This window comes from Ruegeria sp. AF2 (assembly GCF_056542025.1).
This window is the reverse complement of sequence record NZ_JBQFZC010000001.1, coordinates 665,090-681,709: the sequence shown is the minus strand read 5'-3', so window position 1 is coordinate 681,709 and position 16,620 is coordinate 665,090. Positions and strand designations below refer to the sequence as shown.

The following is a 16,620-nucleotide window of genomic DNA, read 5'->3' as shown; positions in this document are numbered from 1 at the left end:
GCGCGCCGGGCAAATTTGACGCCTTCTATTTGCACAGCCGCCTGCGCGCAAGAGGCAAAGGCCCTTTCAGGCTGGTTTTACCCCTATTACAGACGAAAAAACGCCCCGGCACAGGCCGGAGCGTTCGATCATCGAAAGCTGAGAAATCAGAACCTCCAGCGGGCCCCCAGCACCCACGCCTCGTTGTTGTCGAACGAAGCGCCATCTTCGAAATCGTGATTGCGGTATTTCAGATACGCATCTGTGTTGATGCTGTCGATACGCTGAACAACAGCGATGCCCCAAGCATCGGTGCTGGAACCGTCATTTACGAAGTCCGAGCCCGAGTAATAGTCGATCCCGATACCGGTTTTACCCCAGGATACCCACTGATCCTCATAGGCAATCTTGCCGTAGAAGTAGTTCGGGTCAGACGCACCATCCGCGTCATTGTCCCGCGTCCCGGCGGCTACGGTGAAGCTCAGGCCGTTTTGCAGCATAACCGAGGCCGACCCGATCGTATCCTTGCGGTCCCCCGATCCATCGTCAGCCGAGCGCACCGAGTATGCAACCGCCGCTGCAAATTCAACCCCGCCGCCGAAGGTGTTGTTATAGCGAAGGCCGATATCGTAATAGTCATCGTCATCGCTGCTGGACAGAATGTTCTGACCATAGGCGATGCCGGCCTTAAAACCGCTGAACTCCGGCGTGTCATACCGAACGCGGCCACGGCGCGCACCGTCAAAGTTGCTGCTGGAATCGCCAACGGTGATGTCGCTCAGCAAACCGTCAGTACCGCGATAGAAGAACCCGCCATTTTCATCGTTGGTAAAGGAATACAGCGCAGTTCCAACGTAAGACAGATCCACTTCGGCAGCGCCATCGGCCACCATGCTGCCCTGACCGGCCGAGAATTTACCCCAGTCACCGGCAAGTGCGAAATCCACGTGACGGATATCTTCACGGGTCCAGCCGCTGAAATCTGTGCCCAGCTGGTTCCACTCGCTCGAGCTCGGCAGACCAAGCCCGGTTTCAAAACGGAAGGTGAAATCGTTGTTGCCGAAGGGCTGCAACAGTTCCAAACCGACGCGGCTGTTTGACAGGTCATTGTCCAGAACGCGCGTTTCGGTCTCTTCACCGTCGTCAACCGAGATTAAGGCCGGGTGCAACTGACCATAAAGCAGGACATAACCGCCCGTGTTGTTTTCGTATTTCAGTTCGGCGGCGGCGGGGATTGCCGTTGTTGCGACAAGCGCCGCTGCTATCGAAGTCAGCTTAATATTCACTGTCATGTCATTCACCATAGATGGGTCAGTTTTTTTGATATTGCCGATATGCGCACCTGGATTAACGGTTCCAATGATTGCTAAAGCTTATTAGCCCGGCATTGCATTTCTGCCACAGGCGGAGGCGGGGACCTTCAGGGAAAGCGTTTTATAATCAATATTTTGACCTAGTTCGAAAGCAGCGCCCAGCTAACCTGCAAGACAATTCTTGCGCTGCGTGTTGCAGCTTGCAAACACCCGTTATGCGCACAGGTAAATCATAAGGCGAAACATTGCCGCTTTGACCCGCGATCGGCCAATATTTGCCTATGACCCATTGATTTCAAGCCGCGCGAATACCGCTGGCACTTGTTCCGGCAGATCTTCAGCAATCAACCCCGGCCCAAATTGCCTGGCGCATTCCACATGTAACCAAGCTGCGGTCTTGGCTGCAGCCATCGGGTTGAAGCTCCGCGCCAGTAGTCCCGTTATGAACCCGGCAAGCACATCGCCCGACCCTGCTGTCGCCAGCCAGGGCGCCGCCCGGTCAAACAGCGCCGCATTGATCGCACATTGCCCATCCGGTGCAGCAATCACCGTGTCAGGGCCCTTGTATAGTACCACACAGCCAGCCTGCTTGGCCGCCTCACGCACGGCATCCACTTTGGAATAAGCCGGCCCTCTGCCCGGCTTGACCGAGAGCTTTTCGGTGATCTCCGGGAACAATCGCGCAAACTCGCCCCCGTGCGGAGTCAGAACACATCTGTCATGGAGCATGTCCAACAGCACCTCTGGCGCATCAGCAAAAGCCGTCAAAGCATCCGCGTCCAGCAACGCGGGACGCCCCGAGGCCAGCGCCGCAGGAACCAGCTCCTGCGCACGCGCCAGCCCCAATCCAGGACCGAGGCATAGTGCATTCAACCGCGCATCCATCAGGACTTCCAACAGATCATCACCGCTCTGGACCCGCTGCAGCATCAGCGCAGTGATATGGCTGGCAACCTCCATCTGAGCCGAGGGTGGAACACCCAGCGTCACCAATCCGGCCCCGATGCGTAATGCACCACGTGCCGCCAGCCTTGCTGCGCCGGTTGCCCCCGCACCTCCACTAATAATCAAGGCATGCCCATGCGCATATTTGTGTAAGGCAGTTGCCTTCGAAAAATCAGCATCCGGGGTGGTCACTAGTTTGACCGCACCCTGAACTCCCTCCTCCAAACCAATGTCCTTGACGACCAATCGGCCACTTCTGACCGGCCCCAGCCCCAGATAATGCCCCAGCTTTGCAGTATGAAACGATACCGTGAGCCTGGCCTGAACCGTCGCGGTCCCCGGGGCCAGCTCACGCCCACTATCGGAACACAGGCCAGACGGCATATCAACGGATACTGTCTTTTCGGCGATGGCTGGATCCGAGGCAGTCATTTCTGCCCATTTTAGAACATCACCCTCAAGCGGTCGCTGTAAGCCCGTCCCGAATAACGCATCGACATAAAGGTCAGCCCCTTGATGCGCGGCAAACACTTCGGAAAATGGGTGAACCTCCCCCAATTCGCGCCACCTGTCATGATTCACACGCGCATCTGGTGGCAGCTTCGCCGGATCACCAAGAAGAAATGCCGCCACCTCCCAGCCGCGCTCCCGCAGCAAGCGTGCAACAACAAATCCATCCCCCCCATTATTTCCTGGCCCGCAAAGAACTACCGCACGCAGCGGATCCTCTTCATCTGGCCCCAAATACCTCGGGGGTGCGGGGGCTGGCCCCCGCTGCAGCTCTGGCCATTCTTCAAATACGGCTTGAAGAACACCGCGCCCCGCCCGCTCCATCAGCTCCAGTCCGCTCACGTCACCGGACTCAATCGCGGACTTTTCGATCGTCCGCATCCGTGCCGCTGTCAGCAACTCTGCCATATTGCGCCCCCACGCGATTCAATTCCGATTACATTTTGTGCATATCGATCAAAATTTAACCCGTTGCACGATTTCGCAGCACCACAAGGCGACCAAATTCGCGGTTCCATTGCCGCCCGATCTTAGACGTGATCATTGCCATCAAGACAACCATACAAGGTGAGCCGGAATGAAAAAGATCGAAGCGATCATCAAGCCGTTCAAACTGGACGAAGTGAAAGAGGCGCTGCAGGACGTGGGAGTCCAGGGCCTCAGCGTGGTCGAGGTGAAAGGCTTTGGTCGCCAGAAAGGTCACACCGAACTTTATCGCGGCGCAGAATATGTTGTTGACTTTCTACCCAAGGTAAAGGTCGAAGTCGTGCTGGATGATGATCAGGTTGACGCTGCGATCGAAGCCATCGTTGGCGCCGCAAAGACCGACAAGATCGGGGACGGAAAAATCTTTGTCTCACCTATCGAACAAGCCATTCGTATCCGCACCGGCGAAACCGGTTCGGAAGCCCTGTAACACAGCAATCTTCAAATCAGAGGAACAAATAGTATGAGCAAGGACGCAGTTCTTCAGCTGATCCGTGATGAAGACGCCGAATACGTCGACATCCGCTTTACCGACCCGCGCGGCAAACTTCAGCACGTCACCATCATGTCCGATCAGGTCGATGAGGACTTCCTGGAAGAGGGCTTTATGTTCGACGGTTCGTCCATCGCGGGCTGGAAGTCGATTGAAGCTTCCGACATGAAACTGATGCCCGACACCGACAGCGCCTATGTCGATCCGTTCTATGCGGAAAAGACCATCTGCCTGCACTGCTCGGTTGTGGAGCCTGACACGGGTGAAGCTTATGAACGTGACCCGCGAGGCACCGCTCAGAAAGCCGAAGCGTACCTGAAGGCTTCTGGTATTGGTGATGTGGCCTACATGGGTCCTGAGGCCGAATTTTTCCTCTTTGATGACGTTCGTTTCTCGAACAGTATCAACAAGGTATCCTACGAAGTTGATGCGACTGATGCATCGTGGAACACCGACACCGAATACGAGATGGGCAACATGGGCCATCGTCCGGGAGTCAAAGGTGGTTACTTCCCCGTAAACCCCGTTGACGAAGCGCAGGACCTGCGCTCGGAAATGCTGTCGACCATGAAACGTCTGGGCATGAAGGTCGACAAGCACCACCATGAGGTTGCATCGTGTCAGCACGAACTGGGCCTGATATTCGACAGCCTGACCAAGCAGGCCGACGAGCTTCAGAAATACAAGTACGTGATCCACAACGTTGCACATGCCTATGGCAAATCGGCGACCTTTATGCCGAAGCCAATCGCAGGTGACAACGGCACCGGTATGCACGTGAACATGTCGATCTGGAAAGACGGCAAGCCGCTGTTCGCGGGCGACAAATACGCCGACCTGTCTGATGAGGCGCTGTACTTCATCGGCGGCATCCTGAAACACGCCAAAACGCTGAACGCCTTCACCAACCCGGCAACCAACAGCTACAAGCGTCTGATCCCAGGGTTCGAAGCCCCCGTCTTGCGCGCCTATTCGGCCCGCAACCGTTCAGGCTGCGTGCGTATTCCGTGGACCGAAAGCCCGAAAGCCAAGCGCGTCGAGGCCCGCTTCCCCGATCCGGCCGCAAACCCCTATCTGGCGTTCGCCGCGCTGCTGATGGCCGGTCTGGACGGCATCAAGAACAAGATCGATCCGGGCGAAGCCATGGACAAGAACCTGTACGATCTTCCTGCCGAAGAACTGGCCGACATCCCGACCGTATGCGGCTCGCTGCGCGAAGCTCTGGAAGCGCTGGCATCTGATCACGACTTTCTGCTGCAAGGCGACGTGTTCACCAAAGACCAGATCGACGGCTACATCGCGCTGAAGATGGAAGAGGTAGAAACCTACGAGCACACACCTCACCCGGTTGAGTACGGCATGTACTACAGCTGCTGATTAAGAATTTTCGACGAAAATTCTCAGGGGGCGCCCATCGGGCGCCCCTTTTTCTGTATCTCCGCGAGATTTGACGGATCGATGATGATCTTTCAAAATTTGAGCTCAACATCAGGCGGAGAGAGCACATGCCCGCAAGCGACAATCCCTTTTCTGAGTATTCAGGACTTGTAACCTCGGAAAAAGATCTGGAACGCATTTGCGGGCAACCCTTGCCGCAGATCATTGCAAAGGAATTGCCTGCACTTGATGAGATGTGTCGAGACTTCATCGGCATGTCCTCGTTCTGCCTGATCGCTTCGGCCAATCCCGATGGGCATCTCGATATTTCGCCTCGTGGCGATCCTGCGGGGTTTGTGCAGGTGCTCTCGAACTCGATGATTGCGATCCCGGACCGGCCCGGGAACAAGCGCGTGGATACGTTTCATAATGTGCTGAAAGATCAGCGCGTCAGCGTGATATTCTTTGTCCCCGGAAAATTGGAAACTCTGCGCCTGCGGGGATCCGCGAGAATTAGCGCAGATCCCGAACTTCTTTCAAACATGGCCGTCGGTGGACGCGTGCCCAAGCTGGCCCTGTTGATCCATGTCGAAACCGTCTTTGCGCACTGCCCCAAATGCATCATTCGATCAAACCTGTGGCAACCCGATGAATGGCCGGACTCATCCAGTCTGCCAAATATGAACGCGATGATGGTCAAACATGCCAAGATCGACAAAACCCCGGATGAATGGTTCGAATCCCTGAAAGGCACAGACGAGCTTGATCTCTATTAAAGCACTTTGCGGTAGGTCGAACTCGGCTTAGGCTGAGCGTAGTTTTTTTTGCACTCGGATTTCCTCTATGCCTCGTCTTCGCCTTTACGCTGCACTCGCGTTCCTTCTGCCCTCGGTGGCACTGTCCGCCCCTTGTGGGAATACCAGCAGCGGGTTTGAGGCCTGGAAAGCCGACTTTGCCAAAACCGCCAAACGAGCGGGTGTGAAAAAGAAGGGTCTGCAAGCGCTCGCACAAACGCAATATGCAACACGTACGATTGCCGCGGATCGCAATCAGAAGAGCTTTAAATACTCATTGGAGAAATTCATGCAGGTGCGCGGGGCAAACACCATCGTTGCGCAAGGGCGCAAGCGCAAAGCTCGCAATCCGCAGTTTTACGCCGCGCTCGAGCGTCAATATGGCGTACCGGCGGGTGTGCTGATTGCCATTCACGGCATGGAAACCGGCTTTGGAGGTTTCATGGGAGATAGTCAGGTTGTTTCCGCAATCACGACATTAGCCTATGATTGTCGCCGATCCGAATTCTTCATCCCGCACGCTATCGGCGCCTTAAAACTGGTTGACCAAGGTACCCTTACGATGGCGACAAAAGGGGCAAAACATGGCGAGCTGGGGCATACACAGTTCCTGCCCGGCAACGCCCTGACCTATGGTGTGGACGCCACGGGCGATGGTCGGGTCGATTTTTATAACATGACCGACGCGCTCGCCTCGACCGCGAATTTTCTACGTAAGAAAGGGTGGAAGCCCGGTCGCGGCTATCAACCCGGAGAGCCGAATTTTGCGGTCATACAGCAATGGAATGCGGCCTCGGTCTACCAGCAATCCATTGCAATCATGGCGGCGCGAATCGACAACTAGGGCAGTCATAGGCTTGACGTCAGAGCACCTGAATTCGGCCACATTGTTGCCACATAGTTTTAAGGAAACCCCGATTTTCTTGGTTTCCAAAGCGTAATCAATCTTGGAATATTTCGACTTTTTTCCATTTTGGTCAAAATTTGCGCCATTTCGCCTGTTAATTTGTTGTGAAGATTATGACAGCAAAGGAACATGCTGTGACTGCAAAGCATAGTTACCACGGTGGGCTCCAGTTTGACGGGTCGGCAGATGGCGCGCTTGAGCGTATGTGCGAGGTCGTCTCGACGACGCTGGGTGACTATGGCCATCTGGTCGAGCGCAAGACGCTTCTTAGCGCATCGGAGGCCAGTATCGTCAGCAGCCAATATCTCGTGCGTCTGACATTGGACTCGGAACCAACCCAAGTAGATCACAATCACCATGAGCGGATGGATCGAACCGCTGGTCTCAAAACTATGCCGCGTGCTGCGGTAACCCTGCCGGGAAACCGGCTGACGATCTCGATTTGTCCGGTGTCAAAACTGCTCGATGACAGTGAAATATCCGAGTTGATGCTTGTGGTGATCCTGTACCGAATGGTCGACATCTGCACGACCCGTCGTGTCGAATGGTTGTCGCCCAAAACCGTTCTGACCATCGAACAATTCATGAGTGCCTTTGATTCAATTGCGCCGCGCAACGCCCGGAACCGAAAGCAGATATTCGAAGCAGTCAGCGGCCCATTTGCGGGGCTCGATCTGCCTGATCCTGATGCGGAAGATGCACAGACCAAACACGCCAAGCCGCGTCCGATCAAGCTAAGTGACGACCAACTGCTCAGTATCGCCTTCCGGACCGAGGCTGATGCTCCCCTGCCCGCCGGCAACATTCACCAGTCCGAGGACGAAACGGAACGCCCAAGCGATATTCTGCGACTGACCAGCTGGGGCATGACTGGTGCTGTGGCAAGCATATCGACACCGATTGCCATATCCCTGGCAGCAGTCAATCTGATCCGGGGTGAGGATTTCCGCCTCAACACTCAGGTTCTGGCTTTTACCACAGCGATTTTTGGCCTGAACGCTACGAATGCTTTTGCCGAGGTCGCAAGCGCGATTGGCATGTAATCAAATTACCCAAGACCCTCCTTGGAGGCCCCGCCGTCAGGCGGGGTTTTCCATTTTAAGGACCTGATCAGCGGCCATTACATAAGTGTGGATCGCGAACACCACCGCGTTTGTCTCAGGTAAACGCAAGAGAGTCTGACGTTCACTACGCAGATATCGGGCCGAATTTTCATCCCGCGGTGTGCGTCGCTGCATGAGACTACGCGGTTGGAACAATTCGGCATCATTGTACCAAAGCGCATTGAACCGCCAGAGTGGCCGGTTGGGCTGAATGCCGTCAAACAAACGTTGAACTCTGCGGGCAATATTGGCGTCGTAGGCGTCAACCGGTTCATGGATCCCAATCAACGGGCGCATGAACTTTTCCGACAGCATCCAGCTTGCAGGAAAGCACAGGATCGCGCCAGTCAAAACATGCTCGTCATCGTGTTTCTGCAGAATGCAGAAATCCTCTTGTACCAAATGGCATAGCGTTTCCAACGGGCGTTCCCGGTCAACCTCAACCCGTACACCGTCGGGCCGCACAACGTGATCGGAGACATTCGGATAAACTTGCTGAATGACCAGTTCCAGCAACTCCTGCGCGGGTGCCAACGCCTCGGGGCTTTGCGCCAAGACATCCTGTTTTTGCTGCGTCAACAGCGCCGCGCGTCGTTGCATCTGGGCAGAAAATGCATCGTCGCGATGCAACCAAGCCCTGGGGTCCGCGGGCTTAATGCCAGGCAGCGGGTTTAGGGCGAGTGGATCATAGGGAATGGCTTGCTGTAATATCACGATCATAGTCGAGGCATAACACCCTGCTCTGGCGCTGTCGGTCAAAAAGCGACCAGAAGACGGTCGCAAACCTAGAAGACGCAGCGCATCTGGATTTGCAGGTTGGGCAGGCAAGCAGAAAGGTCCAACCGTGAACACACCATATCGTGACACCCGTAAGATTGACCCGACCCGGGGCGCCACCCTCGGGGACGGGACACCGAACGACAATGACAGGATCGAGATCGGACCGACACAGCTTGCCTTCGACGAATGGGCCGCTGCCGGGCTTAGCCTGCCCAATCTAGAACAGATGCGTAAATACCGCTGGAAACGCCTCACTCAGGCCATCGTGCAGCGCGATTGGGGCGGGATCCTGCTGTTTGACCCCCTGAATATCCGCTATGCGACTGACAGCACCAACATGCAGCTCTGGAATACCCATAACCCGTTCCGGGCCGTTCTGGTTTGCGCTGACGGGTATATGGTGATCTGGGACTACAAGAACTCTCCGTTCTTGTCGAAATTCAACCCGCTGGTGCGCGAGCAGCGCTCGGGCGCCGATCTGTTCTATTTCGACCGGGGCGACAAGATTGACGTTGCCGCAGATGTGTTCTCAAACGAGGTGCGCGCCCTGATCGAAGAACACGGCGGCGGCAACATGCGGCTGGGTGTCGACAAGATCATGCTGCACGGCCTGCGCGCGCTTGAGGCTCAGGGGTTCGAGGTGATGGAGGGCGAAGAGCTTACCGAGAAAACCCGTGCCATCAAAGGCCCAGACGAAATCCTCGCCATGCGCTGCGCCAGCCACGCCTGCGAGACCGCAGTGGCCGAAATGGAGCGCTTCGCACGTGTCAATGTCGGAGACGGGAAGACATCCGAGGATGACATTTGGGCAGTGCTACATGCTGAAAACATCCGGCGCGGTGGTGAATGGATCGAGACCCGCTTGCTTGCCTCGGGCCAGCGCACCAATCCCTGGTTTCAGGAATGCGGCCCGCGCATCACGAGGCAAAATGAAATCATCGCGTTCGATACCGACCTGATCGGGTCTTACGGCATTTGCGTCGACATCTCACGAACCTGGTGGATCGGCGATCAAAAACCGCGCCCCGACATGATCTATGCCATGCAGCACGCGCATGAGCATATCATGACCAATATGGAAATGCTGAAGCCCGGCGTCATGATCCCGGAACTAACTGCGAATGCCCATCGGCTGGATGACAAGTTTCAGGCACAGAAATACGGCTGCCTGATGCATGGAGTTGGATTGTGCGATGAATGGCCCTTGGTAGCCTATCCCGACAAGGCGGTCGAGGGATCCTATGATTATCCACTTGAACCCGGAATGGTGTTGTGCGTCGAAGCGGCAGTTGGCGAGGTTGGCGGCGATTTCTCGATCAAGCTGGAAGATCAGGTGCTGATCACCGAAGACGGCTATGAAAACCTCACGAAGTATCCGTTCGACGCACAGTTGATGGGGTCTGGCTAAGCGCTATCGCCTAGTTTGACCAGTGGGACCGTCTGACATTACCGTGCCAATCCTCAGGCGCTGTGAGAGTTGGCGTGTCCTCAGACGTATTCGTCAGCGGCCAGCTTTGTCCCAGTGCAAAACCAATTGCGCCAGTCACGAGAATTGCCAACAGAACTCCGGCGTGGAGTGTCGGGCTTAGCGGTGCAGATGTTGTATGTGCCATTTTGACCTCTGCTTTGGATAAGAAGGATGATTGCAAGTTGGGGTCCAAGTATAAATAAGTAAAATGAATGTTTATCCGAATTATCATCACATTTTTTGATTGTTCAGATACCAACCCCAACAATGCATTGATGCGACGCGCCAAGGGCTACGTGGTCCCAACCCCTCACCTTCCTGTTACGCCACTGACACAGGGGTTGAGAGAACCGCACACAGCACACAGTATTGTCGAAACCTGGACCACCAAGGATTCATCATGCCCACCGAACGCATTACTTTCGCCGGTCACGACGGCAGCCAATTGGCCGCGCGCCTTGATCTGCCGGACGGGCCGGTACTGGCAACGGCTTTGTTTGCGCATTGCTTTACCTGCTCTAAGGACATACCTGCCGCACGGCGCATTTCGGCGCGTTTGGCGGCGATGGGCATCGCCGTGCTCAGGTTTGATTTTACAGGCCTTGGCCACTCGGATGGAGAGTTTGCGAATACGACATTCACCTCAAATGTCGAAGATCTGATCGCTGCAGCGCACTACCTGTCCGGCCGCAACATGGCCCCCGCCCTGCTTATTGGCCATTCACTTGGCGGCGCTGCGGTACTGCGCGCACGCGCTGGCATACCGTCGATCAAGGCGGTCGTCACATTGGGTGCGCCTGCTGACCCGGGCCACGTATCACACCATTTCGAGGCCGCCCTGCCCGAGATTCAGGCGCAAGGCAGCGCAGAGGTTTCGCTTGGCGGTCGCCCGTTCCGCATTGGCAAAGCTTTTGTCGATGACATTTCAGAGGCCGCGCTTAGCCCTGCCGTTTCAGATTTGAAAGCAGCGCTTCTGATCCTGCACGCACCGCGCGATGACACGGTCAGCATTGACAACGCCAGCACCATCTTTCTGGCTGCGAAGCATCCAAAAAGTTTTGTCACGCTGGACGATGCCGACCATCTGATCACACGCGCCGCTGATGCGGATTACGCGGCGGATGTCATTGCGGCTTGGGTGTCGCGATACGTCAAACTGTGCCCGCCCGCCCCACCACCCGGCGCCCCGGAAGGTGTTGTTCGCGTGACCGAGGCAGACCCGGCAGGGTTCCTGCAAGACATCCAGTCCGGCCCGCGCCACCATGCGGTCGCTGACGAGCCCGCTTCGTACGGAGGAACGGACCGAGGCATGTCCCCTTATGGATTTGTGTCCTCGGGATTGGGCGCCTGTACCTCGATGACCATTCGCATGTATGCGCGGCGCAAGAAATGGCCGCTGACAGGTATCACCGTCGATGTCTGCCACGACAAGGTACACGCCCAGGACGCCGGACTGGCCAGCGATGGCAAGGTCGATCAGTTCCGCCGCAAGATACGGCTACAAGGGCCGCTGGATGCCGCGCAACGTGCTAAGCTATTGGAGATCGCAGATAAATGTCCCGTGCACCGAACCCTTGAAGGCTCGGCCCATATCACGACTGAGCTGCTGGACTGAAAACCACCTTTGTCAGCTTATGATAATGATTGAAGGGGGCTTTTGCCCCCTTTTTCTAACGGCGCCTCGGTGAGGGTCGGTGAATTGGTGGCCGTGCCGTCGGAGGACGCGCCACCGGGGGATGCGGACGCGACGGCGGTTTGGCGATCGGTGGCTTTGGCCGCGGTGGAGGGTTCGGACGAACCGGTCGATCGGGGCGGTCGGGCCGGTCTGGGCGGTTTATGTCAACATCTACATTCACGTTACGGTCGTGGTAGTAATCATTCCACAGCATCGAGTCGTAGAACGGGTCATACCCAACGCCATACCCTACCCCGACGGACACGCCATCGCAGGCGGACAATGTAAACGTTGCAGTACCCAACCCCAGCGCCAGAACAGACCGTTTTAACAGTTTGCGAGTCATCCGAGCCTCCTTACTGCAAAGACCGGAACGACGCGAAAACGGCGTTCAAGGCATCAACATAAGACGGGTCGGCCCCGTCACGCAGGATCGCAACCCCTATCGCAACACGGTCACGCGGCAGGTCAATCACGGTGGCGGTAAAGTTTACGCCTCGCCCATCCCGATTGCCGGTGCCTCGAATAACGTGGGCTGGCCGCCCACCAATCCTTGTATTGCTGGTGCTGGTCACGGTCGGGTCTTTGACGAGGAATTTGTCGATATCCTCAAGATAGCTCAGCCCGCCCTGAATGCTGGAAACCCGTGATGGTGAGACGAAGCCCATCCAGACATTATCGTCGGTCACCGGTCTGATCCCCATGACGCGCGAAACCGCACGGGCATCGCCCAGATTGGTATCCTCGATTTCACGCGGGCCACCGGTACGCAATGTCCAGAAGTCGGGAACCTCAAAGCGGAACAGGGCGCGTCCTTCATCGGTGTAAGTCACCGGCGTGTCGGCTTGCACAGGCGTTACAGCCAACCAAGTCACGGCACTTGCAGCAAGCACCAAGCTTAACAAAATACGCATATCTCAATAACCTGATCAGTTTTCTGATGTCAGGTTGCCCATGCAGTTTGACTTTGTCCAGCATCCTGTTCTGCAGACAATAAAAAACCCGCGTCCGGAAAGCTCCGAACGCGGGTGTATCTTGCGCAAGAGCGCGCTATCAGGTGCGTGCGTCGCCCAGCAGCTTCCACAGGCCAGGGATCAGCAGAGCGGCCAGCGCCAGCTTGATTGCGTCACCCAGCAGGAACGGTGTCAGACCCCATTCCAGGATCGGCTTGTCCCAGCCATACAGCTGACCCAACCACAGCAGGCCCGGCACATAGATCAGGACATTGGCCAGCACCAGCGCCAGCGCCAGCTTGCCGACCGAACGATCCCAGCCGCGCGCGGCCAGTGCGCCCAGCAGAATGGTCGCCATCAGGTAACCGACCAGATAGCCACCGGTGCCACCCATCATGTAGGTCAGGCCGAATTTTTCGGCCGAGGAACCCGCAAACACGTCAAAGCCCAGAGCACCAACCAGCAGGTAACCCAGCATCGTGATCAGGCCAAGGCGCGCGCCATAGGCGGTGCCGATGGTCAGAACGGCGAATGTGCCCATGGTGATCGGAACCGGCCACATCGGCACTTTGATTTTGGCTGCAACAGCCAGAGCAACGATACCCAGGGCAACCAGAGCCACCTGCTTGACGCGCAGCGCCGTCCCCTCACGCGGGCCAAAAGCATTGGCCAGTACGTTTGCGTTCATCTCATTTCTCCACATTCGGACTTATTTGCACATGCAGCAATGCCCGTTCCGGGCCGTTGCTGCAAGATGATTACGCTATCGCAGCGCGTATTTGGTCTCCATTTCATAGGATTTTCGCGGTCCTGATACAGTCCAACGGACTGTCCAGCGCGGCCATCCTGAGAAATCATAGTCTGCATCATAGCTGTCCGGCGGGCAATCGTGATGATCCTTGACGCGGGTTTGGCCAAGTTTGAGTGCGTGAAAAAACCGATCATCATCAAAATGGATAGCGATCCGATCACCGGCGTCGCGCCAAAGGTATCGACGCGTTCCCGTCATTGCAGGCTGCCCCGGAACACGCAGCGTGACCGTCTCATCATAGACCAACCCTTGGGTATCTTGCCGTAGCTCTGCCTTACCCTCGGCCTGAATGACCTGGCCTGCACGCTCGTCCCGGATGAGGCGGCTCAGGTCCCAAACCCCCTGGAAATCATGAATATTTCTGGGCAGGCTCACTTCAAATAGATTCCGTCAGTTGTATTGCCTGAATCATCCACAAACCGGATGGTTTCACCGCTTTGCTCAACATCATAACAAGCCCAGAAATCCGAAGGCGGCCAGACCGAGCAATAGCGATCATCACGAACGGCCCATCGTCCCGAACTTGGGCGGCCTGAAAAGTACTGCGTTTGCATATTGCTATCGAAGGTCTGGGTGATCCCCTCGCCATAGTCGAGCTTCTTGCCAGCAAGCGCCATCAGAATCTCATCACCCGTCAGTTGCTGAAACTCGTCGGCGGCCACAAATCCGGGCCAAAGCAATAAAATCAGGGCAAACCGTCTCATCCCAGCACTCGCGCCTTGTTCCTTGGTCAATGCGCGGCTAAACCCCGCGCCAACGCCTCATCCCAATCATAAAAAGGTGCTGCCGCCAATGATTCCCCGCTATTCACGCCCCGATATGGTCGCCATCTGGTCACCCGAGAGCAAGTTCCGCATTTGGTACGAGATCGAGGCGCACGCCTGCGACGCCATGGCCGATCTAGGCGTGATCCCGCGTGAAAACGCCGAGGCCGTGTGGAAAGCCAAGGATGTGGAGTTTGATGTCGCCCGTATCGACGAGATCGAAGCCGTCACCAAACACGACGTCATCGCCTTCCTGACCCATCTGGCCGAACATGTGGGTAGCGAGGAAGCTCGTTTCGTGCATCAGGGCATGACCTCCTCGGACGTGCTGGACACTTGCTTCAATGTGCAACTGACCCGTGCCGCCGACCTGCTGATTGCAGACCTCGAAGGTCTGTTGGCTGCCCTGAAACGCCGCGCGATCGAGCACAAAGACACCGTTCGCATCGGTCGCAGCCACGGTATCCATGCCGAACCCACCACGATGGGCCTGACCTTTGCCCGCTTCTATGCCGAGATGGACCGCAACTTGTCCCGGATGCGCGATGCCCGCGCGGAAATCGCCACCGGAGCGATCAGCGGCGCGGTCGGGACGTTTGCGAATATCGACCCGCAGGTTGAAGAGCATGTCTGCGACAAGCTGGGTCTGGTGCCTGAACCGATCAGCACGCAGGTCATTCCCCGCGACCGTCACGCCGCATTCTTCGCCACACTGGGTGTTATCGCCAGCAGCATCGAAAACATCGCTATCGAAATCCGCCATATGCAGCGGACAGAGGTGTTGGAAGGTGCCGAGTTCTTCTCGATGGGACAGAAAGGTTCCTCGGCGATGCCGCACAAGAAGAACCCGGTCCTGACCGAGAACCTGACCGGTCTTGCGCGCATGGTGCGTGCGGCCGTGATCCCGGCGATGGAGAACGTGGCGCTGTGGCACGAGCGCGATATCTCGCATTCCTCGGTCGAACGCATGATCGGGCCGGATGCCACTATCACGCTGGACTTTGCACTCGCGCGATTGACCGGTGTAATCGACAAGATGCTGATCTTCCCCGAGAACATGATCGAGAACATGAACAAGTTCCCCGGTCTTGTCATGAGCCAACGAGTGCTGTTGGCGTTGACCCAAGCAGGTGTAAGCCGCGAGGATGCCTATGCCATGGTTCAGCGCAACGCGCTGAAAGTCTGGGAGCATCGCACCGACTTCAAAGAGGAACTGTTGGCCGACGCCGATGTCACCGCCGCGCTGAGCCCGAAAGAAATCGAAGAGAAATTCGATCTCGGCTACCATACCAAACATGTAGATACGATTTTCGCCCGCGTATTCGGCGAATAATTCAAACTCAAACAGTGCTAAAAACTTGGCCCGGCTTGCTCAATGCAGCCGGGCCTTGTGTCTTTGCCAGATTGGCAAAAATCGGTTAATCTGTTGGCACAGTTTCCGCGAAAGGAAAACTCGATGCTACGAACTGCTCTATGCGCAATTGCTCTTATCTGTGCGGGCACCGCCGGATTTGCCTGTAACGGTAACACCAAGCAAACCCAATCCTGTGCTGAAGGCACAATTTGGGACAGCGAAAGCCAAAGCTGCATGAAAATCGTCAATAGCTGACATTTTTATTTCCTGCTTGTGAATAAAAGCGATCAGTCAATCGTTAGCTTTTTTGAAGATCAAGCTATGATTGTAACAAGTCTCTTTGACAACGGAGTAGGAAAATGCGTCTTGTACTAGCCTCGGCCATCGCTCTTCAGGCCTTTACTTTCGCGCCCATGGCCATTGCTGCGGGTGGTGGGGACAGCAGCCCGCCCAAGCCCACCAACACCACAAAGAAATGCCTGTTTGGCCGCGTCTATGACGAGGCAGCCGGGCGCTGCGTCAAACCCAACAAGACAAATTTCACCGAAGACCAACTGTATGATGCCGTGCGCGAGTTGGCTTACGACGGGCAGTACGAAAATGCTCAGGGCATTCTGCGTATCATGGATCAAGATGATGATCGGGTGCAGACCTATTGGGGGTTCACCTATCGCAAGATGGGTGAGCTGAAACTGGCTGACGCGTTTTACCAGAAAGCAATTGAATCCAACCCCGACAACATCCTCGCCCGCAGCTACATGGGTCAGGGATTTGTTACCCAGGGCAAGACCGAGTTGGCCATCGCACAATGGCGCGAGATCAAGGCGCGTGGTGGCGAAGGCACATGGGCTGAGACATCGCTGCGCGAAGCGATCAGAACAGGGCTGACATATAGCTACTGAGTTTCA

The 16,620-nt window shown here is 56.2% G+C and carries 17 protein-coding genes; 9 read left to right on the top strand and 8 right to left on the bottom strand.

What is annotated here, in order from left to right:
- Window positions 1-146: 146 nt before the first annotated feature.
- Both ACR0NM_RS03330 and ACR0NM_RS03325 read right to left on the bottom strand, forming a co-directional pair.
- Window positions 147-1,271 carry a porin gene (locus tag ACR0NM_RS03330; RefSeq protein WP_480613217.1) on the bottom strand — a complete coding sequence of 375 codons (1,125 nt, stop codon included), beginning with the start codon at window positions 1,269-1,271 and terminating at the stop codon, window positions 147-149.
- A 300-nt stretch (window positions 1,272-1,571) separates the two neighbouring features.
- Window positions 1,572-3,155, bottom strand: coding sequence for an NAD(P)H-hydrate dehydratase (locus ACR0NM_RS03325; RefSeq protein ID WP_480613215.1), 1,584 nt, complete (start codon window positions 3,153-3,155; stop codon window positions 1,572-1,574).
- A 169-nt stretch (window positions 3,156-3,324) separates the two neighbouring features.
- Between ACR0NM_RS03325 and ACR0NM_RS03320 the strand changes: the two genes are divergently transcribed.
- The 5 genes from ACR0NM_RS03320 to ACR0NM_RS03300 all read left to right on the top strand — a co-directional run bounded on the left by ACR0NM_RS03320 (window position 3,325) and on the right by ACR0NM_RS03300 (window position 7,847).
- Complete coding sequence (locus tag ACR0NM_RS03320; protein WP_170422248.1) at window positions 3,325-3,663, top strand: P-II family nitrogen regulator; 339 nt, start codon at window positions 3,325-3,327, stop codon at window positions 3,661-3,663.
- A 33-nt stretch (window positions 3,664-3,696) separates the two neighbouring features.
- On the top strand, window positions 3,697-5,103 hold the full coding sequence (glnA, locus tag ACR0NM_RS03315; RefSeq protein WP_170396436.1) for a type I glutamate--ammonia ligase: 1,407 nt from the start codon (window positions 3,697-3,699) through the stop codon (window positions 5,101-5,103).
- 128 nt (window positions 5,104-5,231) lie between these two features.
- The gene (locus ACR0NM_RS03310) at window positions 5,232-5,879 is read left to right on the top strand and encodes an MSMEG_1061 family FMN-dependent PPOX-type flavoprotein (protein WP_480613213.1); all 648 of its coding nucleotides are present in this window, start codon (window positions 5,232-5,234) and stop codon (window positions 5,877-5,879) included.
- 67 nt (window positions 5,880-5,946) lie between these two features.
- Entirely contained in the window at window positions 5,947-6,741 is a 795-nt protein-coding gene (locus ACR0NM_RS03305) for a lytic murein transglycosylase (RefSeq protein ID WP_170612388.1), read from the top strand.
- Between the two features lie 197 nt (window positions 6,742-6,938).
- A complete protein-coding gene (locus ACR0NM_RS03300; RefSeq protein ID WP_480613211.1) occupies window positions 6,939-7,847 on the top strand; it encodes a hypothetical protein in 909 nt (302 codons plus the stop codon).
- Between the two features lie 36 nt (window positions 7,848-7,883).
- On the opposite strand, the gene ACR0NM_RS03295 is transcribed toward ACR0NM_RS03300, so the two are convergent.
- Window positions 7,884-8,627 (bottom strand): heme-dependent oxidative N-demethylase family protein, encoded by a 744-nt coding sequence (locus tag ACR0NM_RS03295; protein ID WP_480613209.1) that lies wholly within the window; start codon window positions 8,625-8,627, stop codon window positions 7,884-7,886.
- A 124-nt stretch (window positions 8,628-8,751) separates the two neighbouring features.
- Between ACR0NM_RS03295 and dddP the strand changes: the two genes are divergently transcribed.
- The gene (dddP, locus tag ACR0NM_RS03290) at window positions 8,752-10,095 is read left to right on the top strand and encodes a dimethylsulfonioproprionate lyase DddP (RefSeq protein WP_170422254.1); all 1,344 of its coding nucleotides are present in this window, start codon (window positions 8,752-8,754) and stop codon (window positions 10,093-10,095) included.
- Window positions 10,096-10,555: 460 nt separating this feature from the next.
- The gene (locus ACR0NM_RS03285) at window positions 10,556-11,770 is read left to right on the top strand and encodes a bifunctional alpha/beta hydrolase/OsmC family protein (RefSeq protein WP_170403180.1); all 1,215 of its coding nucleotides are present in this window, start codon (window positions 10,556-10,558) and stop codon (window positions 11,768-11,770) included.
- 55 nt (window positions 11,771-11,825) lie between these two features.
- On the opposite strand, the gene ACR0NM_RS03280 is transcribed toward ACR0NM_RS03285, so the two are convergent.
- From ACR0NM_RS03280 to ACR0NM_RS03260, 5 genes are all read right to left on the bottom strand, one after another.
- On the bottom strand, window positions 11,826-12,176 hold the full coding sequence (locus ACR0NM_RS03280; protein WP_170403183.1) for a hypothetical protein: 351 nt from the start codon (window positions 12,174-12,176) through the stop codon (window positions 11,826-11,828).
- A gap of 10 nt (window positions 12,177-12,186) precedes the next feature.
- Window positions 12,187-12,744, bottom strand: coding sequence for a hypothetical protein (locus ACR0NM_RS03275; protein WP_170511968.1), 558 nt, complete (start codon window positions 12,742-12,744; stop codon window positions 12,187-12,189).
- 139 nt (window positions 12,745-12,883) lie between these two features.
- Window positions 12,884-13,471 (bottom strand): biotin transporter BioY, encoded by a 588-nt coding sequence (locus ACR0NM_RS03270; protein WP_010442062.1) that lies wholly within the window; start codon window positions 13,469-13,471, stop codon window positions 12,884-12,886.
- A 75-nt stretch (window positions 13,472-13,546) separates the two neighbouring features.
- Complete coding sequence (locus ACR0NM_RS03265; protein ID WP_480613207.1) at window positions 13,547-13,969, bottom strand: DUF6314 family protein; 423 nt, start codon at window positions 13,967-13,969, stop codon at window positions 13,547-13,549.
- Window positions 13,966-14,298, bottom strand: a complete 333-nt coding sequence (locus tag ACR0NM_RS03260) for a hypothetical protein (RefSeq protein WP_170396412.1) — start codon at window positions 14,296-14,298, stop codon at window positions 13,966-13,968. Before ACR0NM_RS03260 ends, ACR0NM_RS03265 begins: the two co-directional genes overlap by 4 nt.
- Window positions 14,299-14,386: 88 nt before the next feature.
- Here ACR0NM_RS03260 and purB point away from each other — a divergent pair, with 88 nt between their 5' ends.
- Together purB and ACR0NM_RS03250 are read left to right on the top strand one after the other, a co-directional pair.
- Window positions 14,387-15,691, top strand: a complete 1,305-nt coding sequence (gene purB / locus ACR0NM_RS03255) for an adenylosuccinate lyase (protein ID WP_170396410.1) — start codon at window positions 14,387-14,389, stop codon at window positions 15,689-15,691.
- A gap of 380 nt (window positions 15,692-16,071) precedes the next feature.
- A complete protein-coding gene (locus ACR0NM_RS03250; RefSeq protein ID WP_170403198.1) occupies window positions 16,072-16,614 on the top strand; it encodes a hypothetical protein in 543 nt (180 codons plus the stop codon).
- Window positions 16,615-16,620: the final 6 nt, after the last annotated feature.